Annotated in this window: 14 protein-coding genes and 3 pseudogenes; 1 reads left to right on the plus strand and 16 read right to left on the minus strand. The window is 41.4% G+C overall.

Annotated elements, in window-relative coordinates:
- Positions 1-289: 289 nt before the first annotated feature.
- The 14 genes and pseudogenes from ACQRCC_RS08970 to ACQRCC_RS09035 all read right to left on the minus strand — a co-directional run.
- The gene (locus ACQRCC_RS08970) at positions 290-10,600 is read right to left on the minus strand and encodes a hypothetical protein (RefSeq protein WP_427850476.1); all 10,311 of its coding nucleotides are present in this window, start codon (positions 10,598-10,600) and stop codon (positions 290-292) included.
- 38 nt (positions 10,601-10,638) lie between these two features.
- A complete protein-coding gene (locus ACQRCC_RS08975; protein ID WP_427850477.1) occupies positions 10,639-11,544 on the minus strand; it encodes a hypothetical protein in 906 nt (301 codons plus the stop codon).
- Between the two features lie 50 nt (positions 11,545-11,594).
- Entirely contained in the window at positions 11,595-12,332 is a 738-nt protein-coding gene (locus ACQRCC_RS08980) for a hypothetical protein (protein WP_427850478.1), read from the minus strand.
- Between the two features lie 20 nt (positions 12,333-12,352).
- Positions 12,353-13,528, minus strand: coding sequence for a hypothetical protein (locus ACQRCC_RS08985; protein WP_427850479.1), 1,176 nt, complete (start codon positions 13,526-13,528; stop codon positions 12,353-12,355).
- A gap of 284 nt (positions 13,529-13,812) precedes the next feature.
- Positions 13,813-14,382: a hypothetical protein gene (locus ACQRCC_RS08990; RefSeq protein ID WP_427850480.1), complete on the minus strand. Its 570-nt coding sequence runs from the start codon at positions 14,380-14,382 to the stop codon at positions 13,813-13,815.
- Between the two features lie 28 nt (positions 14,383-14,410).
- Complete coding sequence (locus tag ACQRCC_RS08995) at positions 14,411-16,075, minus strand: bifunctional diguanylate cyclase/phosphodiesterase (RefSeq protein ID WP_427850481.1); 1,665 nt, start codon at positions 16,073-16,075, stop codon at positions 14,411-14,413.
- Positions 16,076-16,523: 448 nt separating this feature from the next.
- Positions 16,524-16,649, minus strand: coding sequence for a hypothetical protein (locus ACQRCC_RS09000; protein WP_427850482.1), 126 nt, complete (start codon positions 16,647-16,649; stop codon positions 16,524-16,526).
- Between the two features lie 506 nt (positions 16,650-17,155).
- Positions 17,156-17,269 (minus strand): annotated as a pseudogene (locus tag ACQRCC_RS09005) (PD-(D/E)XK nuclease family transposase); the annotation flags it as partial.
- 87 nt (positions 17,270-17,356) lie between these two features.
- Positions 17,357-17,899 (minus strand): hypothetical protein, encoded by a 543-nt coding sequence (locus tag ACQRCC_RS09010; protein WP_427850483.1) that lies wholly within the window; start codon positions 17,897-17,899, stop codon positions 17,357-17,359.
- A 32-nt stretch (positions 17,900-17,931) separates the two neighbouring features.
- Entirely contained in the window at positions 17,932-18,114 is a 183-nt protein-coding gene (locus ACQRCC_RS09015) for a hypothetical protein (protein ID WP_427850484.1), read from the minus strand.
- Positions 18,115-18,626: 512 nt separating this feature from the next.
- Complete coding sequence (locus ACQRCC_RS09020) at positions 18,627-19,046, minus strand: hypothetical protein (protein ID WP_427850485.1); 420 nt, start codon at positions 19,044-19,046, stop codon at positions 18,627-18,629.
- On the minus strand, positions 19,018-19,548 hold the full coding sequence (locus ACQRCC_RS09025; protein WP_427850486.1) for a PD-(D/E)XK nuclease family transposase: 531 nt from the start codon (positions 19,546-19,548) through the stop codon (positions 19,018-19,020). Before ACQRCC_RS09025 ends, ACQRCC_RS09020 begins: the two co-directional genes overlap by 29 nt.
- A 210-nt stretch (positions 19,549-19,758) precedes the next feature.
- Positions 19,759-19,947 carry a hypothetical protein gene (locus tag ACQRCC_RS09030; protein WP_427850531.1) on the minus strand — a complete coding sequence of 63 codons (189 nt, stop codon included), beginning with the start codon at positions 19,945-19,947 and terminating at the stop codon, positions 19,759-19,761.
- A pseudogene (locus tag ACQRCC_RS09035) lies at positions 19,940-20,472 on the minus strand (recombinase family protein); the annotation flags it as partial. The gene ACQRCC_RS09030 and the pseudogene ACQRCC_RS09035, both read right to left, overlap by 8 nt.
- A 503-nt stretch (positions 20,473-20,975) precedes the next feature.
- Between ACQRCC_RS09035 and ACQRCC_RS09040 the strand changes: the two are divergent.
- Positions 20,976-21,047 (plus strand): annotated as a pseudogene (locus ACQRCC_RS09040) (hypothetical protein); the annotation flags it as partial.
- A gap of 405 nt (positions 21,048-21,452) precedes the next feature.
- Here the strand turns inward: ACQRCC_RS09040 and ACQRCC_RS09045 are convergent.
- Together ACQRCC_RS09045 and ACQRCC_RS09050 are read right to left on the minus strand one after the other, a co-directional pair.
- Positions 21,453-22,748 carry a recombinase family protein gene (locus ACQRCC_RS09045; RefSeq protein ID WP_427850487.1) on the minus strand — a complete coding sequence of 432 codons (1,296 nt, stop codon included), beginning with the start codon at positions 22,746-22,748 and terminating at the stop codon, positions 21,453-21,455.
- Complete coding sequence (locus ACQRCC_RS09050) at positions 22,732-24,465, minus strand: recombinase family protein (protein WP_427850488.1); 1,734 nt, start codon at positions 24,463-24,465, stop codon at positions 22,732-22,734. Before ACQRCC_RS09050 ends, ACQRCC_RS09045 begins: the two co-directional genes overlap by 17 nt.
- Positions 24,466-24,578 lie beyond the last annotated feature (113 nt).

Below are 24,578 nucleotides of genomic sequence, written 5' to 3' on the forward strand. Positions count from 1 at the left end.
CCTCTTCTCTGTTATTCAATCCTCAAAACACCCTAAAAATGGGCATAGGTATACCATTACATAATAAATTATAAAAGAAGTGCTCTGATATTTCAACAGGAAGACGAAAATTACCTTGACGCAGACAAGAAATCCCGACTATCTTTCTGACATTCAAATGAATAGATGAACTAATTTTTCAAATAACGGTGTATGGTGAAGGGATAGAGTCAAAAGGGAGGGGACAGGTTCCGTGACTCATTAATAAGTCGCGGAACCTGTCCCTCCTTTTGGCTCTCCAGCTCATTCCCTATGGCTTTTCTGTTGGTTTTGACCAAATACCATTAATATTGATTTTTGCAATTGTATACGTAATATATGCATTTTCTTCATTGATAGCCGAATCCTGAGATTGTCCACCTTTCATAATATCCGCCGATGCATATATACGGTAATTTGCATATTGTTTAACATCTGTTGTATTGACTTTAACCGTTATCGGGATACTAAACACACCGGAGGTTTCATTATAATATGGATAACCTCCCTCTGCGTTTTTACTCACCTCAATCCTAAAGTTTCTGTCACTCCTACGTCCAGTGATACTGATATCTGTCAAATAGTCTCCTATGGTCACATCCCCATAGTCCTCACTGGACAATCCAGATTGGCCTTTTTGCCTCAATGAAAAATAAAATACAACTGAATCTGCATCATTCAATGCTGCAAATTTTGAAAGATTGGTATTAAATCCTTCTGCTCCTGAAAAATCCAGCGTCAGCATTGCATTTATTTCACCGGAATGTTCATCACTCAGATTGATACCCAATTGATCCACATTCAGATAGTCCAGTTTCAAGACAGCCTCACGTTTGTCATTCAGATAATATCCTTTATTTCCTGATACCGACTTACGCAATGTACTATATGAAAGACCAGATTCTTTAAATGATAAAACAGATGTAAAATACATATTCGTCTGATTTTTACTCTCCGGATTCTCTCTCACCGGTAACATGTCATTTGTAAGAATCGAATTGATACCGATTGATATCGGTTTTTGAAGCTTTGCTTCAAGATAGAAAGTTTTTTGACTTTCTGATGCAATTCTTATCGGTGAAAGATCTACATATTGATAGGTACCATCACTTTTTTTAACTGCAAATGGCAAAACCATATTTCCGTCATTTCCGGCAAGCCAGTCATAGGATACAGCCACAGGTGGATGCTCTGGATCAGTCGTTGATGTTTCTTTCAACTTACCATTTTCGTCAACCTCAAAATATACCTTTTGATCATCTTTTATGTAGTAAGCATACAAATCTACAGTCGCTGTTGTATCACTCGGAAAATAGACGTCAGTTCCAACACCATCCGTTGTTTTCCTAAGCGATACTCTTAACTCCTGATATAATGGATCTGATTTTTCATAGTTATCCGGCACGAACGTCACTTTATTTTGCAGTTCAAACGACATTTCCACGGTTGTTGAACCCGCACTTGTTACAGGAATTGTTTCTACTGAAAGTAAATCCTTTAATTCCTGCTCGTAATTATTCAGGAAGTTAAATGTAATTTCAGATGAAGCATTTGTACTTACCTGCGTATATTTACCAGTATTTTCATCTTGGTAACGATGCAACTGGTGAATTTCTGTCGGCGGCGCACTGGTTTCTGTGTCACTCCAGGTAAAACTTCCCTTTGTGGCACCACCCGATTTAATCAATGTCAACATATGGTTTTCTGCATTTGGAACCGATATGACAACAAAGTAATTCTCTTCCGGAGTTGTGTCTGTAATCTTTAATGTAAAACAATCCGTAACATTAAGTGCACTATCCTTATTGGCATCATAAAGTCGATAGTAGTTTCCAATCTTATCCACAACGGTTGCCTCAGCTTTATTTTCTTCCGTAAGCGCCACCCATTTGATGCCATCAAAAGCGGAATCCGTAATTTTTGTGGCTTCTATCTTCAAAAGCTCCGCCAATGTCACCGGTTGATACGCAGTACCATCTGAATGTTTAAATACAAGATTATTCCCGTTAAAAAGTTCTAACTGACTTCCTCCATCAGGAACAACTGCATGATATCGCCGTTCAGACTGCTGACAGTCAATCAAGGTAATCTGTGTACCTGCCGGCAAATTTGCCGAACCTGTGTCCATCGTCTTCTGATAATATCCCAGAAGATTCGCACCACCTTCCATATAACTCTGCCAATCATATGTTGCAGGTAAGCCACTCAGATTGCTGTTATATTTAAAAGTGAGATAACCAGTAATTTCTTCACCTGCTGATGCAAGTGCATGGGTTTTGTAACCTTCCATTTCTGCAGCATTAAACACCGTTCCGCTTACCATGGTCGCCATAAAGTCAACCTGAAGCATTCGCCGAACAACTACCGGGATATGATAGGTTCTCGCATAATTATCTGACGTTGTCGATGTTGTCTTAAATGTAACCGATACAAGTGTAAACATATCACTTTGGTTGTCGTACTGTGCTGTCGCATAAAAGCTTCCGTCTGTGCTGTCGTAAACTAAAGTTGGCTTTGCATCTGTATCCTTCACAAATTTTTTTTCGGAAGAATCCCATTTGTACCGGCTTACATCAACCGTCATAACTTTGCTCGATGCAGCACTTTCCTTACTAATCGCAACGCCTGTAGCAAATGCACCATTCGTCGCCGCATTCAAATATTGTTTCAGGCAGGCTGCACTACCATCAATCTGTATAACGTCAAAATTTTTGTCAATTTTTGTATCCTGATTGGCATTATATGTAGATACAATACCCGGAACAAGCCGGTCAACATTTGCCTGATCGACATATTGATAGGTTTTCTTTGAACCGATATAAGTATAGGCATTTCCCTCTTTTTTCACAATACCAGTGACTGAATCGGAACCTGTAATAGTATAAGGTTTTGCTGTATCACCGGTAATCTTATAGGTAGTATTCGTGTCAACCGTCTCTTCAAAACCAACACCTGGTATTTCCACAAAAGGCCATTGCGCCAATTCACTGCCCACAGTCTTATCCGTCAAAAACGCATCATAGGAAATAAAGATTTTACTTTTTTTATTTGAGTAATCAGTATATTTAATACTTCCGATATCCTCTGTGGGCTGACTTGCTACATCAATCGGATTCCCATTCTTATCCTTACCATATTGAATCGATACGCCGAGAAGCTGGATTGGCAAATCACTAGTTTTACCGATAATCCTTCCTTTTTTCACATTGGTTGTCGCAGTTATGATATTACTATTCAAAAGAATATTTTCACCTAAAATACCACCACCGACAATTTCACCAACAACTAAAGCGATACCTCGACCATCTGTATCCCGGCGCTGTTGTATTTCTGAGTTTTTTACAGTAACATTACTAATATTTTTGACTCCCTGCGCAATATAACCAACAAGTCCTCCAACTGATAAATCCGCATCCAAGCTACAAGAATCAATAACAATATTATCCATTACGCCACCAGATTCTGGTGAGTACCAACAGCCTACAATACCTCCGAGGTTATCATCTTTTTGATTACCTAAAATTGAGTTTGATACTGTGATGTTATACGCTCGGGTTGTTCCATGATGTAAAAATCCAATGGCCCCTCCCGTACGGCATACAGCCGTACTCACTGTTGAATCTTGAAGTTTTATTTTATCAAGAATCAGCGTACTGGATCCGTCTTTATTTATTTCAACATTTGAACCTGCATTTCCAATAAGTCCTCCACACCCACTTGCTGATACTGTGTCGGCATAAACATTTAAAGTACTATCATCCCCTGTTACAATTTTCGTATCTCCTTCACCAGTGGATATAATTTTATTTGTAATCTTTGTACTATTCGCACTTCCATGATTGTAATAATCTGCATTATCACAGGCAGCCCCTACAATGCCTCCGGTAGATTGACAAGATACTGCTTTTAGTGCTTTATAACCACAATTCTCATAAGTTACACCTGATGCATACTGATTATTAGCATTACCAAATATGAAAAAACATTTTACACCTGTCTGACCTACAATTCCACCTGCTGCACTATCACTATATAAGTTCAATGTTTCTGCTCTTAAATTTTTCAAAAATAAATAAGTTTCTGCCGTTTCAGCTGTTTCTTCCGTAAAATATCTTCCAATTACACCACCTACCGAAGAGGCATAAGATCTATCGCTTGCATTCTTATCTGACGTTGAATTCGGCTGATTCGAAAAATCATGTAGCTCTACATTCCCTTTTACCGTTAAATCCTTAACCGTTACAGGTGTATTTACCTTTCTTCGCAAAACATTGACAAGTCCTCCGGCTGCATTCGCGACATAATTGTCATCCGAATATCCATTGATCTGATTATCAACCATCAGTATATGCTTTCCGCCATCAATCGCCACAAACACCGGTGTATTACTCTGGAACTGGCTGTTAGTAGTTTGATTTTTTTGCGTAGAATCTTTGATTGTTGACGAACTGGCTGTACAGTTATATCTCCCTCCTATTCCACGGTAACCATTCTTATATCCACGCATATCCAAATCTTTCTGAATACTTAGATCCAAATAATACGATCCGGACAAACACAAATTCCAAAATGCAGAATTTTCTCCTGCATATTTCTTAATGATATATGGAAGATTCGTAGCAGCAGGATATTTTGTATCATCATTTCGTGATGGATCAAAATATTGACTTTTGTTTTCTGCATTCACATTGCCTATCTGAGAATAATCTGCATTACGAACCTTACCACTGTTTGCCTTGTAAGCATTTGCATCACTTCCAGTTTTGTACGCTAAAGACCAGCCCCCATTGCAGGCACCGCTGTTGATCATCGCCGAAAGCAATAGCAGTTCTTCTTCTTTATCAATTTCTGCCTTCACATCACTACCTGATACGTTACAATCTAAAGAGGCCGAACTTGAGACATTTCCAATGGAATAATTTTCATCTGAGCTATCAGTTACTTCAAATGCAGTTCCTCCTGTCGTCGTCTCGTTGATCACGAATCCATCCAAAACCCGACCAACAAGCGGTGATATGTAAGCCCGATCATTTTCACTAAGAGTCGGGTCTACCTGAATCGCCTTTAATCCTTTCGGCTGAGACATCTCACTGAAAATAACACCGCCACCTTCAACAATCCCAAGGAAACCACCAACACATTGTAAATGATTTTGAACCTTTATTTTAAAGCCACCTTCATATGTCACCGAAACCTTTTTAACCAGGTTATCTCCGCCTTTGACATCACCGATAATGCCTCCAAAATAGCTTTCATTTGCAACGGCATTACTGTTCAGTGCCGCTTGCGTATTTGCCAATGTCTTTGTTCCCGTATAAGTAATATTCAAATTTTGAATCACGCTACCGTAACTCACATTAATAAAACCTGACTTAACTTTTTCCGCGTTAATGGTCACTGTATGATCTGCACCTTCAACAACACCCCGAAACGGTGCTTCCATCGTGCCTAATCCGGAAAAACTATTCAATGTAAGATCAGCAGAAATTTTATAATATGCATTCCTTAAATAATCCCTCACTTCCGAATCACTTTTCGCTCCGGAATCATCCGCAGCACCGGAAACTTTCCATTTCTGATCACTAAATTCATACTTTGTGTGATTTTCGTCTTCCTCTGACTTTATATTTTCTGCATTGGTTACGATATTCACTTTCCATCCAGCAGTTGCAATACCTTCGATATACCGGGCTACCAAGTTAAGCTGTTCCGCCTGACTGATTATATATGGATCGTCGTATGTACCACACCCTTCATCCAAATCCGGCTTTACAATATTGATTTCCAATTCATGGTATGTACCTGCTCTGCTTGAATCCGTCACCTGTGTCTGACAAACATACGGTAAGTAAACAGCAGTATTAAAGTTTTTATTCGAACCATCCTGAATTTCATTTCTTGTATCAAAATAGTATAATTGTTCACCTTTATGCTCAACCGTTCCATTGATTTCTTTTCCGTAGGTACATTCTTCTTCTTCGTTGAAATGATAATACCCTGACGAAGAAGCCAGATACTGGAATGATTCCAGCAACGTTGCATGTGTGAATATTGAATCAGCTGTTTTTCCATTTAAGTCGATTACATTTGAAAATGCAAGTGAAATGTTTGTCGCAGTCGCATTACCGACATGCCCAATCAAGCTTGTGGCGGCCTTCGCAGAATTATAATTCTCTGTGAAAATCTGCTGTGCATCAATTCCACCATAACTGCCTACTGTATTAATCAGTAATGGTGCATAACTCTCACTTAATAAATCTGTATTTACGCTTAAGTTATCCACAGTCACTGTATGGAGTTTAACATTTGCAAAGTGGTTACCACCAACACCTGAACCTTCAACTGTTCCACACACAATCGCTCCTGAGCCATTTCCATCTGGTCCTTTTCCAATTGTTCCCTTTAGTGTTACGTTGTTTACAGACAAAGTTGCCGATGATACTGATTTGGTTGTATTCAGGTAATTGAAAATCAATCCTGTGTGCATCAGATAATGCTGTGTATGTACCTGGGCTGTACCAGAAGTTTTACGGTTCATCGTATCTAATCCGGTACCGGTTTTCTCCTCTGCATTTTCAATGATTTGATTTGCAAATACAAAGGTACAATTCTTAATCTCAACATTTGCACCATCCACATTCACCGGATAATAGGAATAACCAGTCAAATCAATCGGCAAACCATTACCATCAAACGTTTCTGATGCAATATCGGCTGTTTTTAAATAATTTTGAATATTGCTGTTAACAATTCTGCCCTTTCCATTTGGAACTTTTTCACAGTAACGCCAAACCGACCAGAGCACTGACTCACCAGGAGTATCTACATATCCATTTGTTGTCTTTGCTTTTTCACGGATATCATCAAGGTCATAATAGTATCTCGCATTCGGATTGGCTACCGACCATTCTGTACCCTGATTGGTTGTTTTATTCTGATACCCAGTGGAAGTACTATCTGTCGGGTCGAATCCCTTTCTTTCCCCGCCTTCCTCCTCCGTTGCAATGGAAATAACGGAGTTTCCGTTATCTATTATGGATTCTGCATCTTTGGCTGTGTATACGACCCACTCATCAAAATAGCTGCCTGAACTTGAAACGCTTATATTAGAACCCTCAATATGATATCCATCATACGTTGTTTCTTCGACGTATAACAGTTGTGTGTCAGCATCTGAATTAGGAACATATTCTTTTCGCCCATAACAAATCAGTAAGCCTAAATCACCGCTTTTATTTTGGATATTTGCCTTATTTAGCTTCAGGGTATTTACCTGCCAATATCCGGTTGCCAGATACACCAGTCCACCGACACTGGCATTACCGGAAACATTCACGCTGCTCTCTCCCTGAATTGTAACATTTGAAGAATTTCCATCCCCAAAATAAACTTCACTGTTATTCCATTCGTATCCAAGAAGTCCACCACTGCTTGTTGTGGCACTGTTATTAATTGTCTGCCCATTGACCGTAAGATTATTCAAATTCATCTTGACGGCATTATCCTTAATTACAGAAATCAGACCTCCACATTTTGCATCGGCAATATTATTATTGCCGGTAATGTTTCCTGTAAGCGCTGTACCACTTACTGTAATGGTACCTCCACCGGCATAGACACCGATCAAACCGCCAACCGCATGTATGCCCGCAGTAGTCGTATCTGATATCTGGGCATTTCCTGTGCAATTACTAATGGAAATAAAACTACCGGTTCCCTGCTTTAAGCCAAGCAATCCACCGATGACAGACTCTGTGCCATCCCCAGCGCACTGAATGTTCACATTCGTTGTAACGTTTTCAAAAGTACTTCCGCTTCCTGTTGACAATGCAACACAGCCACCAACAGCCATCGAAGTCGTCTGATTTGCAGCTGGATTTTTCAGTGCTCGTTCCCGTACATTGATATTGCCATCAATTTTCAAATTCCTGATTGTTGCATTTGCCTGACTGAAAAGACCTACCTGCGAATGACCATGAATCTGTCCGTTTCCCGCGCCTGTTTCGCTGTTATTAGCATATAACTGTCCAATATCCAGTGTCAGGGTATGGTTTTCTCCATCCAACTCACCCGTATATACATTGCTGCCAGTATAGAAGTCCCTCTGCAATCCGGATATGCCTGTATTTGACAGATCAATATCTGCTTTAAGCACAATCTTCGTTACCTTATTGCCGCCAACAATAAATCCATTCGTCACCGAATCATATATATTAAAATCACCATACGTCTGTTCCGCAATCGAAAGAAGTGCAAACTGATCTGTATTTTGAATTTCAATGGTACCACTGCTTAGTGTTGCTGCAGAAATTCCAAAAGAAGTTTTGTGCGTATTCGCATCCTGTTGTATCAGTGTCTCCGATAAACCACCTTTATCAGGAAGATTTACGCTGCCCTGTCCGATATTTCTTCCAAGTCGAATGACGCTGCCATAATTTCCGATATCGTCAATTTCACCAGGGTTTGTGGGACGTGTCAGTGTCCATGATTTTGCTGCATAGATGATCGAAGCATTTTGAGCCCCTGCAATCTGTCCATTTGTATTCCGATAATTTGCAGCATTCCCTGGACTTTGTCCTACAGCATGTGCTGTAAATGTAACCCCTGTAAGATTCGTTTTTCCTGCCAGACGAAGGGTACTCTTTCTGCCTGTAGCACCGGCAATACCGCCACCATACCTGATGTTTGATGCCTTAGGTGAAAACGTTGCATTTTCTGCGATTTCCAAAACAGAATCATAAAACATACCGCCTACTGCACCACCAAAATAATGGCCACCCGAAACAAGCTTTTCGCTATTCTTACAGTCTGTTGATATTTGATTCTCGATTACAACATACGCTCCATTTTTATTGGGATCATCAATGCCCGGCTTTCCAAGCACACCTATGAGACCGCCATAATACGTAACATCACCGTTGGTTGTACTGGAAACGGAAATATTTCCGCTGATCTTCAATGCAGACAGAGAGCTACTACTGTTCGTCCCGTAAACCTGACCTGCAAGTCCTCCGTAAGTCGTTTTCCCATTCAGAACATAAGTACTTCCGCTCATAGCCAATCCGGCTGTTGAAGCCACAGTTACCGCATCACCTGCTGAACCATTTACAGAAAAGTCTTTCGAAAGTTCAAGCACACCAAATAATGCACCACAACAGGATTTTTCGCCTGTTGCGTCCAGAACAACATTTTTCACCTGAATCGTTCCATTTGCCACATCATAAGTGTGAAATGCCGCATCTGAGGCTTCTGATGTCAGTTGATAACTTCCAAAAATGCCTCCCGCTGAACCCGAACCTTCATTTGCAGTGACTTTTGCACCATTGACTTCTACATTCAAATCCAGAGTAGCATTTTTTCCTTTTCCAATCAAAGCACCGGCATCTTTTCCTTTGATTTCCCAATTTCCATCAATTGTAAGTTTCTCTGTGTTTCCTACGGAAAGCGATGCATTTTCAGAAATATCACCAACAAGTCCACCCGCTGCTTTACCGCTGCCTGCTATGATACTCACACTGTCTGAAACCGCTACACTACCGACCTGAAATGTAGCATTGCTTTCTATTTCATTACAGAGCAAACCTGCATTGCCTGACGCCTCATTGACTTTAGCAGCGGATTTGTACCAAATCTTTTTCAGAGAAAAGCTTGTACCACTTCGAATCGTACCAATACATGAACCCGGATATGTGTATCTTCTGGATTCCCCATCAACATGTTCATATGCATCAATACTTACTTCAACGTTGTCCCAGGAACCTTCTGGAGCAATTCCACTAACCTCCTGCGCGAACGCAACGACAGACTCACTTGCGGTTATAATATTGATTGTTGTTATCTTTTCTATTTCTATTTTTGCACTTGTCACGTCAATTGCATTAAAAAACGGACAATCCAGTATCAGATCAATATAAGATACTGTTGTTGCATCAGAAACTGTAATCGTACCTTTAAAAGGACTTCCATTTCTTCCCAGTCCTTTAAAATGATAAGCCGGAAATCCCTCAATCTGAGCAGATAAATTAGAACCACCACCGGTTAATCCGCTTAACTTAATTTTATATCCCTCAAAAGACTCATTCTCCACACATGACAGCAAAATCAAACCATTCGCATTTGCACCAATTATTTTCTGCTCATAATTAGTAAAATCAAGTGCATTTACCAATCCTCCACTTGACTGGTATTCATCATAAAAACTCTTCAACTCACCTAACGTTGAAAATGTACCTGTATCAGCCGCCAAAGTCATCAGAACTTCTTCTGTATCCTCTGCATTATCTTCTACTGTGTGATCTACGATAGTTTCTTCTGCATTATCTACAGTATTTTCTTCACCACCTTGCTCAACTTCAGTTCCTGATTCGACGCCTTCTTTCTCTTGCTCCGAACCTGTATTTTCAACTTCCCCCTGATTTTCTTCCACTATATCTGCTGCAGTTCCTTTTTCTCCGTCTGTTTCACTTTCCGCAACAGGATCCATTGCCGCCTCGCTGGCAAATGATGGAACAACACAATTCGATACGCAAATCACTCCGGACAGCAAGATTGCCATTATTTTTTTTCTCATATTACTGTTCATTTTCCTATCCCCTGCCAAGTTCTTATGCCTGATACTTTCTATTCTTTCTCCTTAAACGTAATGATACCTTTGAGTTTTTCCCAACTGCTCTGCCAGTCAGCCGTTGTATCCTGCCCATCCAATCGATAAAATCGAACAAGATAACTATTATGTTCTGCATCCATTGGGAATTCCACGATACCACTGTTACCGGATTCTGCTCCAATTTTATTCAAAAATAACGGATCAATCTCAACGTAATTGGTATCCCATTTCAAAACCATCTGATGAGGTTCTGTTGCATTCAATACCAAAATCTCATAATTAAAAGCCGCAAAGTCTGAAGGCTTATTACTCACTGTTTCGTCAATAAATACCCCTTTATAGGAGAAACCTGCCACCACGCCTGCTACACTTGGCTGAAATTTAGCCGCTATCATATTTCCACTGCTGTCCGAATCTGCATCAGGTACTGCTTTAATAATTATCTCTGACACATTGTTTATCTCATCTTTTGGTATGCTAATTTGGTAGAAGTGTGTTGTTTTTGTATATGCCGGCATCAGAGGTGCCGTTGCCCCCTGACCTGCTGCTTCACCGGTAATATCAACTCCATCCCGTTCAATTTTTACATTCTCAGGCAAGTCTTCTACCGTAAGTGTGTATCTCATTGCTTTTTCACTAACAGATCCGTCTGACGAGTTCTGTATATAAAAGGAAAATGTATATGGAGTCTGATCATCATCACTTTTTTTATCTAAAAGAATCTTTCTGACTGCATATTTATCAACGCGCGCTTCCTGCGCAACAACTACAAGGTAATCGGAAGAAAGTGCGAGCCCCTGCTTTGGAGTCGTCGCAACACCTTTTACATAGGAACGGCTTGTATAGGCAGCAATCACCCCTATCGCCGCAATCAGTATCAATATGATAGAAATTATTAATACTTTTGTTTTCTTTTTCATCCTATAGTTTTCCTTCCTTTTTATTCTCAATTGTAACCCCAGACTCAATCTTAATCCTTATGACTCGCCAACAGATATACCATATCTGTTTCCGCTCTATCAATATTCCAACTTAATTCGAGAACATAATAACGATAATGAATTTCTGTTACTCCATCTCCTGCTTTTCCTACACGACTATAATTTTCTTTATCGAACTCTTCCACATCATCACTAAGCCAATACAGAGGTTCTGCATTCTGCTGCACCTTTCCTGTGTCGCCATCAGAGTATGTCTTACCGTGCAAATTTCGCGGATCAGAATCATTTTCTTGAATTGCAATATTTCCTTCTTTATTAATATAATCTCCCGCAATTTCTTCCCCATCTGGATCATAGTAAAATGTTTTTCCTGCGTCTGAACCCGTTACAGCTCCTGACTTCTTTTCCGGCTTACTGTTCTCATTAGAAACCGGAAAGATTTTAATCTCCATACTTGGTATATTCGTTGTATGTGCAACCTCTAAAAGGAAATCATCTGTACTTTCAATACAAAATACACGTCGAATCGTAACTCTATTTTCAACCTGTGTATCATCACTGGTCATTTCCAAAGATATCTTTTGCATCTCAGAACGATTCGCCCCGGAAATGGTAATACGTGAAGGGATCTGAACAACTGAAATCGTATTAAGTCGATTTAAATATGCAAACCAGGCCACACTGATTCCTATCAGTACCAGAAGAAGTGCTATAATAAGAGCCGGAACCCATCGTTTACCATTAAAACTTTTCTCTTTGTCTTCCATCCTTATTCTCCCATCTTTCACTATTCGGCCTCAATCATCCACTGAAAATACGCGACATTTTCACCTATAAGCTGATCGCCTTTATTATAGCCTGTACTCCACTGAGCAAACTCTTTATTCGTCATATTCTCCCATGGTGCTACCAGAGAAGTCGTATCAATTTCATTTGTATTTACCACGCATTCTTTCTTCTCATCCATCCACCGCAATAACTCAGTATGACTATCACATTCACTTTTAAACACGCTATCTTCCTGACCACAGTATTTGATATTTTCAAATCGCCTGGGCCAGATCCAATACACGGTTATCGGTACCGGCTGATCCTTCTCCCAAGCCGTATTAGTACGATCTTTCTCAAATACAAAACTGATTCTACCATCATCCTCTAATTTCGGAAGAATGCGATTTGAATAATTTCCAGTTTTCTCGTCCGCTCCCGCAAACAACAATATGTGTCCCTGAAGCATATTCATTAATACTTGATTTCCAGTTTTTTCCACAGGAACTGCCCTTCCAGTTGCTGTTTTATCATTTGGCTCTCCTTCTCTGACCAGCGTAAATGCTTTAAGAGAAACCGATAGTTTCACTTTATCAAAATTGTCTATATGGGGAATAATATAGAAAGTAACCTTTCCACGAGATCCCGGTCCAATATGTTCAAATTCTTCCGTATTATTAACATTGCTTTCCGAATTCACCTGAAGGCTAATTCCATCTGAATCACCCAAAATATAAGTATTTCCATCTTTATCTATAAAAGTTGATGTCCCCTTAACTAAATTCGGCAAATTCAAAAATGATGTATAATGATTTCCCTTATCATCGTCACGCCCATTTCGATCTGCACGCCAGAACTTATTTAAAGCCTTTGCTAATGCACTCTCATCATTTACGCTGACATCATACACGCCCTGTTTTGTAGCAGGCTCATCTATCAGAGTCGCCAATGAAAATCTATTTTCACCTAATGCAGATATCGCAGCGCTTTCTCCTTTTACCCAATTATTCATCACAAACCAAGCTATCCCTAAAAAAACCAGTACAATTAAAGTTGCAAGTATAATAGCTCCCGTACGCAAAAATGTATTCCAAAAATCATCTACTTTTTCCTTTTTTTCATAAAGAGACTTTTTAAGCACCTTTATTTCTTCGAGCTGTTGTTCCGCATTATTCAGTTTTTCATCTTCCCGCATAATCACAACTCCCCTTCATTTTTGCTTAGATATAGTCTTTCATAATGTATTATAGAAGAAATGAAAAAACTTTTCAACATCTATCGACAATCGAAGACAGGTTTCATAACTCTATTTTTACATTATTTTGTTTCTTTTTTTCACTTTCTCATCTATTATGATACCAATATAAAAAGCGCCACAAATTTTCATTCATAGCACTTTCTTTCATATCATTATACATTTTTGAGAATAGGGACAGTTTTTGTCTAACTTTTAAAACTATTCAGGACAGAGAACCATTCCTATCCCACTTTTTCAAGTATATTGGCTGCCTGTACACTTCCCATTGATGCCGCCATCTCCAAATACTGCTGCGCTTTTTCCATATCTTTTTCAACACCAACACCACGGGCAAACATGATTCCGAAATTAAACATACCATCTGCACTCTCTGCTTTTGCAAGCTTATCATAGATTGCAAAAGCACGCTCATATTCTCCCATTTCAACAGCAATACGCCCTTCATCCAGCAATTTTTCTCCCGGAAGCTTTTGAAGGATTTGCATAGCATCTTCATTTCCCATTTCTGCTGCCCTCTCAAGATAATCCTGAGCTTTCTCCAGATCTCTTTCCATGCCCTCACCGCTTATATTCATTATGCCGCAGTATAACAAAGCCACATGATTCTGATATTGGGCCGCCTCTGAAAATAACAGATAAGCGAGTTCGGATTCACCCGACTCACGTGCCTCCACCCCTTCCTCAATGAGTTGATTTTGCAAAACCATATTGTATATTTCCGGTGCCTGTTCATCCCCTAATTCCACTGCCTTTTTAAAATATTGCAGTGCCCGGTCAAAATTACGTTCCATACCGACGTAAAGGGATCGGTTTCCCGACTCATTTGACAAACTGCACCCGGAAGCTATCCAGCGGCACCGGTCTGGAGAAATAATAGCCCTGCAGGCTGTCAACTCCGCATCTTTTTATGATGTCACACTGTTCCTTCGTTTCGACTCCCTCTACACAGACAGTCGACCCACAGATCTCCGCCAGATCATTCATAACATCAATTAATCTGGCATTCTCCGACCCTTCTGCGATGCCATCCACAAAAACTTTATCAATCTTGACGATGTCACATTTCAGTTGTTTCAAGATGCTCAGCGAGGAATATCCGGTGCCAAAATCATCAAGGGCAAACCGGACTCCGATTGCGCGCAACTCTGACAAAATCCCGGAAAGTCTGCTGATATTGATCAGACGACACCTCTCTGTGATCTCAAGGCAAAGATTCTCCGGCGGGTAACCGGTGTCCTCCAGGCATCTTTTCACCATGTCCACAAAGGTATCCTGCCTCATCTGCTCATATGCCACATTGACGTTGAGCTGAAATTCCGGGTATTTTTCCAGGAAAGGCTTCGTGTCTTCCATTGCTTTTTTCAATATCCACTCTCCCAGCCGAACAAATGCCGGATCATTCTCTATAATCGGGATAAACTGATTTGGCGGCACCATACCGTATTCCGGATTTTCCCAGCGCAGCAGCGCTTCGCTGCCTTTGAGACTTTGTGTTTTGGCATCCACGATGGGCTGATAATGCAACAGAAATCCTCTGCAGTCGTCTTCGATACTTTTTCGAATGGTATTGATCAATTCCAGCAGATTGTGTCTGCGCTCATCCACCTCATCCCGGAAAATATGCAACTGGCCGTTTCTTTTTTCCTTTGACACATTATAGGCATAACTGAGACACGAATACATAGCCTGCGGATTAATGTCAAAGGTCTTTATCTCCAACGCACTTCCATGGACCAGCAGATTCGGATGGTAGTCGTCTATCTCTATTTTTTCACAGATTTCTTTTGTCAGGGTCTCATACCGTCTGCTCATTTCTTCTATGGAGAGTGTACGGGTGAGAAGGACAAATCTTACCCCGTCGGTTCTGTAAAGCACACCTTCATTTCTGAACTCTTCTTTTAACAGCTGAACCAGCTTGTGGATGACCATATTTCCGAAATCATATCCCCACATTTCGTTGATGATCGAAAAATGTCCGATTCCGATCATCATAATACTGGCCTTTACCTGCTTGTCGTAGAGTACATTCAGATGCTCAAATAGTCCATATTGGTTCTGGAACCCTGTCAGCGGATCGATATTGTTGACTACCCCGTGATTACGTATAGTCCCGGCAAAATAGTCCGGTGCTCCGTTCTCATCCCACATCACCGTACCACGACATGTACATACGACATACCTTCCCATCCGGTCTCTTGCCCGGTACTGCATATCATGTCCTTGATTTTTACCGGAGAAAATATCCTGAATACTCTCATGATAGCTTTTCTGATCCTCCGGATGGATATGCTGCTCCCAGATATCACCGGCATGGTACATGTATTCTCCCGGAAGGCCAAAGTACTGAACCGCCGTCTCCGACCACCTGGAATAATCATATTTAATATCACACAAATAAACATAGGAGCCCTCTGAGACAATTTCAAAAGCCTGATATAACTTGTCCAAAATCGCTTTTCGTTCTTCCGTAATTTCCTTTTTCATATTCTTCTCTTCCAATTCAAAGTCAGTCGCAATATTCCAGGGACTATTATAACACCTGATTATTTGCCACACTGTCTACTTCATCAATTATCAACACGATTGTTTTATCAGAAACAACACAATAATCCTCTTTCAAATGCTGACTAAGCGCCATGAGAGTTGTCGTCTTTCCATACTGCCGTGCTGTGCCTTGTTAATAGTAAATACTTTTGGTATACAATCACATGTTCCTTTCCAAATTCTACTTCCAACATCTTCATTTTACCATCAGGCAATTTTAATATCAATCTTCATCCCAATACTTTTATTTATCTTTTTCCTCTAACCACGGTGACAGATTCCGTGGCAAACACATCCGTTGTATATGCAAGAATAGATACCAATCTCAAGAATGGTAAGACACTAATCTTTCGTTCCACAACCTCTTGCACTGCATTCATCTGTACCATTACTGGCACTGGTATCTACCATCAAAGACATAAACAAATCGTCTTCCAGCAAGATGTTGCTTATATAGTTTTGCTGCCTTACATATTTCCTTTACAATCTTTTCCTTGTCACTCTTTTTACTCATTCGGATTTCCCTTATCGTCCCATATTTTAGCAACAAAAACGCCGGATAACAAACTGTCATCCGACGTATTCTTTTAATAATGCGTGTTTTATGCTGGCCGTCAGCCTCGATACCCTGCCGAGTATCACCAGTCGTCGGAAATTTAAGTCCCCGACGCGGACTCACCGTATATCCCAGGTGTGGGCTCGATACCCTGCCGAGCATCACAATGTGCCGGTAATTAACCTCCCCAGCCGGAGTACAGCTTTAACGTGTCGCCACACGGAAACCTTTTCTGCTTCACTTATATTCTACTCAAATATAGGGGCTTTATCAACGGATTTTGAAAAATTTTCTACTTAAGTGAGACAGTTTGGGGACGGTTCTCTGTCCTGCTAAATATCACAAAACTGCTCCCATTGACTTTCAATTTGTCCCTCTGACAATTGATAGGTTTGCATTAATCCTTTTATCGCGATTTCCCGAGACACTCCCTGAGCTTGGCAAAGGGAAAGATACAACTGAATCCCCTGTTCGCCTTTCACCCGCTTATACTGGCACATAAGCAGATCCGCAGAATAGCAGGCGCTTCTCTGACCCGGAACTGTATAGCCTATCTTCTGAGCTTCTACATTAGCAATTAGGCTTAGATGTTGTTTTGTCAAAAAAAAACAGCCCGTTGATATATCATGTATGCACTACATAATACCTCTACGGGCTAATAGTTATTAAATTGAAATTTTTCTGATCATCTGAACCATTATATGGTTTCCATCTGAGCTTCTCTGAATTTCCTCAAATCCATTTGTCAAATAAAAGTCAACCAGTTTCTTTTCCTCACGACACTCTATCATCATATATCTGCCGCCGACCGCATCCACAGCAGCTGCAATGACATCATATGCCACCTGGAGCAAATCACTCCCCGAAATGCTGTCATGTGGAACCTTTGAGTTTCTAGAGAGCTGGCCAATCAGATAACAAGAAAAGTCTTTTATCGGTTCTCCATGAATTTTTGCACTTAACCCATCAAGTTCTTTCCTCTTTCTATTTGACCATTCCTCTGGAACTGACAAAATCTTCAATGCAATAGCAACATACCCATAAATCTGCAACTGATCAAGATAAAAATCTTTACCGGATAATTGTTCTTCATCACAGATTAAATAAGTACGTGCCTTTGATAATAATTCAAATTCAACTGCCTTATTATGTAAAAAGTTTTCGATATCCTCATCCTGCTCACATGAAAAAGAAGACAAGATCTGCATTAACAGTTCATTGTCTTCCCCAGTCATCATCATTAACGAGGAGAGCGCAATTGGCATCGCTTTAATAATGCTTCACCCCGTTTTCTTTCTTCGCTGGAAAAAGGATGTTCCGAAATTGGTTTTTTCGGTGTTTGATCAGCCATGACACGCTCCAGGCGTTGTAATGATTCTGGATTGCTAATGACAATCTTTCTTTCAAATGTACTTGTTGCCATAGTCTGTTCCTCCTTTCCTATGACTTTTTTGTGTTTATTTCTATTATACTCAATTCTTATTTTTTTAACCAAAGACTCTCATTAAGCGTTTTCATTCGATTTATAAAATCTATTCGGCTTGTGGTTTTCGCATAACCCACGGTCAGGCTCCACAATCGGCTGAAACCGAACCAGTCAATTGCTTCATCACCGCGATAGCTGATCATCGCCGCTATCCTCTAAAACCATTGTATCACAAAATCTTCAGAGTTCAATCCCTTTAAAATTTTTAGCGGTGCATCATCTTCCACGCTTATTTATATGATATGCAGGATTAAGTAAAAATCAACACATTATTTTTATTTCCCTCCCGGCAGACCACATAGATAATCCTTATTTTTCCCCAATACTATATCATACACTTTGATTTCCAAATCCTACTTCCAATGTCTTCCTTTTGCCATCAGGCAATTTTAATATCAATCTTCATCCCAATACTTTTCTAAATAGAATTCCAACTGTTCCTCTGACAATTAATAGGTTTGTATTAATCCTTTTATCGCGATTTCCCGAGACACTCCCTGAGCTTGGCAAAGGGAAAGATACAACTGAATCCCCTGTTCGATTTGCTTATCTTTTTCCTGTAACTGATTATCTTTCTCCTCTATCTGATCCTGCATTTCGTCTATCATATACTGCACAGTATTCTCATCCAGTTCCTGTAGTTCTTTTGAAAACATACCCATCACCTTCTCTGTATTCCGGCATATTTCATAGACCTCTCTGTATAATGGCTCGAATTTAGGATAGCTTTTTATCAGCTTCAGAATCACTTCCGGTTTGTCCACACTCAGAAAAGTCAGCCATGCCTCCAACTCATTATTGATACCTTCACCTATATTATCAAATTTCTTTCCAAAAATGTCAAGTGCTATAAATATATATTCCTGCAATAATTCCAGCTTCACTCTGGCAACTGAATTTCTTCCCCTTTTCGCCTTTTACCCGCTTATACTGGCGCATAAGCAAATCTGCAGAATAGCAAGCGCTTCTCTGACCCGGAAATGCATAGCCAATCTTCTGTGCTTCTACATTGGCGATGCTTCCATCCTCCAACTGAACTACAATGTCCAGAATCAATAGCGAACTTTCCGCGGCAATTCGCGCCGAATCAGTTGGCAACACTTTTAGTATTGTCACCTTCTCCTGAAGCAGAAGCGAAAGCAATTCCTCTAACCGCTCCGGTGTGCTGTCCGGATTAATAATCTCCTTAAAAAATTGGTCATACAAAAGCTTCACTCCACGAACGCCTGTACAGAAATCCAGAAATTGTTTCTGTCCCTCATCATTCCAATCGTTGAAAATAGTCAGAAGTTCCTGTTTACTGTGAATTTCTGCTATGATTTCTTCCCTGTCACGAATCATAGGGAAATGTTGTTTTAATTTGTTTGCCATAGGCAGCCCTCCTGTGTAATAGTACTAAATTCTGTAGTCATCTGGTATTCTCGAAAGAAAATTCAAGGACACACATAAGACCCTGCTCTTATGCAGGTATAGATTATAGATATAAATATTGGTAGACATACTGTATCACGCAGCCATGAATATGTCAACTTTTTGTTTATGAAATAAAAGATGTAAAGTATTGATATAAAAATCATTGCCTCACATCTTTTGAATTTCACACACCCTGTCCCTGTTTACAACCACGTATTCTACCAGCTCCAGCCAAAGTTTTTCATCGAATTCTTCCAGTTTTTCTTCACGATCTCCCCGTTTGTTTACTTCGGAAATGAACGCCTGCCTGATCATCTCCTCGGTGACATATGGCGCCGAGCATCTCTTTCCGTCCATTCCGTCCCCATCTGGTATTTTCCGAAATGCTCCTGCTCTCTTCCTGTGCCAGAGAACTCATAATTGTAATCAGCAACTCCCCTTAGAGTCAAATGTCCATATATTTTCTTTCTCGAAATAACATTCAACTCCCCGCTCTTTCAGACTGCGTATGGTGGTCAGACTATCCACGGTATTTCGCGCAAACCTGCTGACGGATTTTGTAATGATAAGATCGATCTTACCCGCCAGAGCATCCTTGACCATCTGCCGGAACCCCTCCCTGTGTCTGGTCGATGTGCCGGAAATGCCCTCATCCGAATACATATTGACAAATTCCCAATCCTCCCTGCTTTTTATATAGTTCGTGTAATAATGAATCTGCGTCTCATAACTGGTCTGCTGATCCTCATTGCAGGTGCTGACCCTGGCATACGCCGCCACCCTTCGTTTTTCCGTCTTCCTCATCAAAGCTCCGGTATATTTCTGCAGGGATGCGGGAATGGTGATCACCTTCTTCTCTTCCTGATTACAACCTACTGCCATCTGAATTCTCCCCTTTCCTCCGTACTTTCTCCCTTACTTTCTTCCTCGTTTTCTTCTGAAATGCTCTCTGTCTCATCTCCTGCCGTATGGGGCTGAACCTCCGCTCTATGACAGCACCATTTTTCAGATAAATATTTAGGCGTCCGCTTCCCGGCATGCCCATATGATCACCCCCTGCCTCATATATCTCCCTGTCAAATAGTCTCTTTTTTGACGTGGGAACCTGTCCCCATGACTCCCTGAAATACATTATCTTTGGTCATTTTGTGTATTGATTTTTTTGCCCTTTGTGCATATAATATTAACAACAGGACTCCCCGCACCTCTCAACGATGTGCCCCAGGGGAGACATTTTTTTATACGGAGATATTTTATGAGCGAAGTAAAACCACACCTTTCTTATGAAGGACAAATTAATAAGCTGCGTGAAAAAGGATGCATAATAGCTGATGACTCTTTTTGTGAAAGTATTTTAGTCAACATCGGATAAGAAAGCGTTTGCAGGAAATCACTATAAGGACATGATTAGTTGGATGCGTTGCTGCACTGACCTTAGAAATATATGTGCGCACTATGGCAGACTCTATTTCAGAATATTCACAGCGATGCCTTCCGGTTTTGAGATATCTGAAGCAGCCAAGAGAAGGCTCTGGGGTGCAATACTCTCTGTGAAAGCGTTATATCCATCTTCGGAAAAATGGAATAATGAATTCATGCCAAGGATTGAGGCACTGTTTGAAGAGTTCCCCTTTGCGTTATTTTTCAATCCCCTATTCGATTTGCTTATCTTTTTCCTCTATCTGATCCTGCATCTCGTCTATCATATACTGCACAGTATTCTCATCCAGTTCCTGTAGTTCTTTTGAAAACATACCCATCACCTTCTCTGTATTCCGGCATATTTCATAGACCTCTCTGTATAATGACTCGAATTTGGGATAGGTTTCTATCAGCTTCAGATCAAGTGCTATAAATATGTATTAATACCGGTTATCGTGCCACAACCATGAGTCACAAAACCTGTCCCCATTTACAACCACGTATTCTACCATCTCCAGCCAAAGTTTTTCATCGAATTCTTCCAGTTCTTCTTCACAATCTCCCCGTTTGTTTACTTCGGAAATGAACGCCTGCCTGATCATCTCCTCGGTGACATATGGCGCCGAGCATCTCTTTCCGCCCTTCGCCTTGTATTTATTCCGGCATTGCCACACGACCTTGCGGTACTTGTCGTTGGAGTGCCACACGACCGGCCCGTACCACCCGCCACACTCTCCGCATTTGATCTTATTGGAAAATATCGTGCTGCCACTGTACTTCCCGTCCATTCCGGAGCGCCTCAGTATTTCTTCCTGCACCCGATCGAATAACTGCGGCTCTATAATTGCCTTGTGGTTTTCCTCCACATAGTACTGCGGCACTTCCCCCGTATTTACCAGCATCTTTTTGGTAAGAAAATCTTTGGAATACCGTTTCTGCAGCAGCGCATCTCCCTTATATTTCTCGTTCTTTAAAATATTGCTGACCGTTGTTCCGTTCCACACGTCATAACCATAGGGCGTTTTGATCCCCCGCCTGGTCAGTTCCGATGCAATCGCATAATAGGACCGTCCCTCCAGGAAAAGCCGGTAAATCAGCCTCACCGTCTCTGCCTGCTCCTCATTTATGACCAGTTCTCCATTGGATCCCCTGTCATATCCGAGAAAATGCTTAAAGGGAACAAATACTTTGCCATCCTGAAATGCCTTTCGCATTCCCCATCTGGTATTTTCCGAAATACTCCTGCTCTCTTCCTGTGCCAGAGAACTCATAATTGTAATCAGCAACTCCCCCTTAGAGTCAAATGTCCATATATTTTCCTTTTCGAAATAGCATTCAACTCCCCGCTCTTTCAGACTGCGTATGGTGGTCAGACTATCCACCGTATTTCGCGCAAACCTGCTGACGGATTTTGTAATGATAAGGTCGATCTTACCCGCCAGAGCATCCTCGACCATCTGCCGGAATCCCTCCCTGTGTATGGTTGATGTGCCGGAAATGCCCTCATCCGAATACATATTGACAAATTCCCAGTCTTCCCTGCTTTTTATATAGTTCGTGTAATAATGAATCTGTGTTTCATAACTGGTCTGCTGATCCTCATTGCAGGTGCTGACCCTGGCATACGCCGCCACTCTTCGTTTTTCCGCCCCCTTCATCGAAGCTCCGGTATATTTCTGCAGGGATGCGGGAATGGTGATCACCTTCTTCTCTTCCTGATTAAAACCTACTGCCATCTGAATTCTCCCCTTTCCTCCGTACTTTCTCCCTTACTTTCTTCCTCGTTTTCTTCTGAAATGCTCTCTGTCTCATCTCCTGCCGTATGGGGCTGAACCTCCGCTCTATGACAGCACCATTTTTCAGATAAATATTCAGGCGTCCGCTTCCCGGCATGCCCATATGATCAACTCCTGCCTCATATATCTCCCTGTCAAATTTCGCCGTTCCCAACACTTCATTTAAAAATTCTTCCACTCTGCTGTTCAAAATAAATCCATTGTCACAGTCACCATTTGCCCCACACAGCCAAATAGCCTCTTTCTTCCCGGACACCATCCTCGTCTGTTTTCTGTAATTCCTTCCACAGCACTCACATATGATTCTGCCTGTAAATGGGCTCACTCCCTTCCTGGAAGCTCTGGCCCGTACAAGTCTCTGTTCCCTCTCCAAACGAAATGCCGGGTCATCAAAACATTTCTTCAGACCATCCTTCTGCCAGAACTGATTGACCACTTTTCCGTCCTTGAAACAGTAAATCAGATTGTGCCTGCCATCTACCACGATTCTTTCAATTCTTTCCAGAAATACCGTTTCTTCAAATCTTTCCAGTCCCAGCACCTCAGCCGTCACTTCCACGAGTTTCATCTCCGTGATATTCTGCGAGTCACACCCCTCCAAATCCACATTATTTTTCCGGCTGCAGCTCCAGGTAGGGCGCTCTCTGTCTCCATTCTTCCATAACTGCCGCCGGTAATTCCGCCCACATTTTCCACACACGATTTTCCCCGAAAATGGATACCGCTCCCCCTTACGATTATACGGAAACACCCCTTTACGCCTGTTGTCATCGAGTCTCTCCTGCACCCGCACAAACATTTCTCTGTCGATAATAGCCTCGTGGCTTTCCTCCACAAAATACTGCGGCAATTCCCCTTTATTGAAGCATTTCTTCCTGGAAAATGGATCCTTTACGAATGTTTTCTGCAAAAGCATGCCCCCTGTATATACGGGATTCGTCAAAATAAAAGAAATACTGCCTGCAAGAATATCATTTCCATTAATCATTGTATAGCCCTGCTCTTTCAGCTCGCACGAGCACTGTCTCCGCGACTTTCCATCCAGAAAATCCGTAAATATCTTTCGGATTACCTCCGCCTCTTCCGGCACGACCACAAGCTGCCCCTCCTCCCACCGGTATCCCAGCATTCTCCTGTGCGTATTGGGTCGCCCCTGCTCAAAGCCTTTGCGTATGGCCCATTTCAGATTTTCGGATATAGACTCACTCTCTGCCTGCGCGAAAGATGCCAGCAAGGTAAGCATCAGCTCGCCCTCGCCCGAAAGGGAATTGATATTCTGCTCTTCAAAACGGACTTCAACCCCCAGCTCCTTCAGATGCCGGACTGTATTCAGAAGATCCACCGTATTTCTGGCAAATCGGCTGATAGACTTGACCAGAATCATATCAATCTTTCCTGCATCACAATCCTCCACAAGCCGCCGGAACTCCGTCCTTTTCTCCATGCCAGTCCCGGAAACAAACTCATCCGCATAGATTCCGGCATATTCCCAATTCGTATGATTCCGGATCAGGGCATCGTAGTAACTGACCTGCTGCGCAAAAGAATGCCTGAGCCTCTCCGTGTCCATAGAAACCCGGACATAGGCAGCAACCCGCTTACGCGCCCCCGCATCCTGCGGAACATTTTCAAAGTCAATAAGTCTCTGTGTACGCATGATCAACACCTCCTGTGTTCATCTTGCAATACTCCCCCGGCAAAGTCAAAATGTTCGAGTGTGGCGTGGGGGCATCTGGGGTGCGAAGCATGGGCGTGGGACATGTTCAGAAT

It is taken from the genome of Sporofaciens sp. SGI.106, assembly GCF_050314255.1.
Classification (GTDB): Bacteria; Bacillota; Clostridia; order Lachnospirales; family Lachnospiraceae; genus Claveliimonas.

Bases quoted from the DNA above. Each gene is read 5' to 3' on its own strand.
- ACQRCC_RS08970 (WP_427850476.1), bottom strand. From the start codon at position 10,600: ATGAACAGTAATATGAGAAAAAAAATAATGGCAATCTTGCTGTCCGGA.
- ACQRCC_RS08975 (WP_427850477.1), bottom strand. From the start codon at position 11,544: ATGAAAAAGAAAACAAAAGTATTAATAATTTCTATCATATTGATACTG.
- ACQRCC_RS08980 (WP_427850478.1), bottom strand. From the start codon at position 12,332: ATGGAAGACAAAGAGAAAAGTTTTAATGGTAAACGATGGGTTCCGGCT.
- ACQRCC_RS08985 (WP_427850479.1), bottom strand. From the start codon at position 13,528: ATGCGGGAAGATGAAAAACTGAATAATGCGGAACAACAGCTCGAAGAA.
- ACQRCC_RS08990 (WP_427850480.1), bottom strand. From the start codon at position 14,382: ATGGAACGTAATTTTGACCGGGCACTGCAATATTTTAAAAAGGCAGTG.
- ACQRCC_RS08995 (WP_427850481.1), bottom strand. From the start codon at position 16,075: ATGAAAAAGGAAATTACGGAAGAACGAAAAGCGATTTTGGACAAGTTA.
- ACQRCC_RS09000 (WP_427850482.1), bottom strand. From the start codon at position 16,649: ATGAGTAAAAAGAGTGACAAGGAAAAGATTGTAAAGGAAATATGTAAG.
- ACQRCC_RS09010 (WP_427850483.1), bottom strand. From the start codon at position 17,899: ATGCAGATCTTGTCTTCTTTTTCATGTGAGCAGGATGAGGATATCGAA.
- ACQRCC_RS09015 (WP_427850484.1), bottom strand. From the start codon at position 18,114: ATGGCAACAAGTACATTTGAAAGAAAGATTGTCATTAGCAATCCAGAA.
- ACQRCC_RS09025 (WP_427850486.1), bottom strand. From the start codon at position 19,548: ATGGCAAACAAATTAAAACAACATTTCCCTATGATTCGTGACAGGGAA.
- ACQRCC_RS09030 (WP_427850531.1), bottom strand. From the start codon at position 19,947: ATGGACGGAAAGAGATGCTCGGCGCCATATGTCACCGAGGAGATGATC.
- ACQRCC_RS09045 (WP_427850487.1), bottom strand. From the start codon at position 22,748: ATGGCAGTAGGTTTTAATCAGGAAGAGAAGAAGGTGATCACCATTCCC.
- ACQRCC_RS09050 (WP_427850488.1), bottom strand. From the start codon at position 24,465: ATGCGTACACAGAGACTTATTGACTTTGAAAATGTTCCGCAGGATGCG.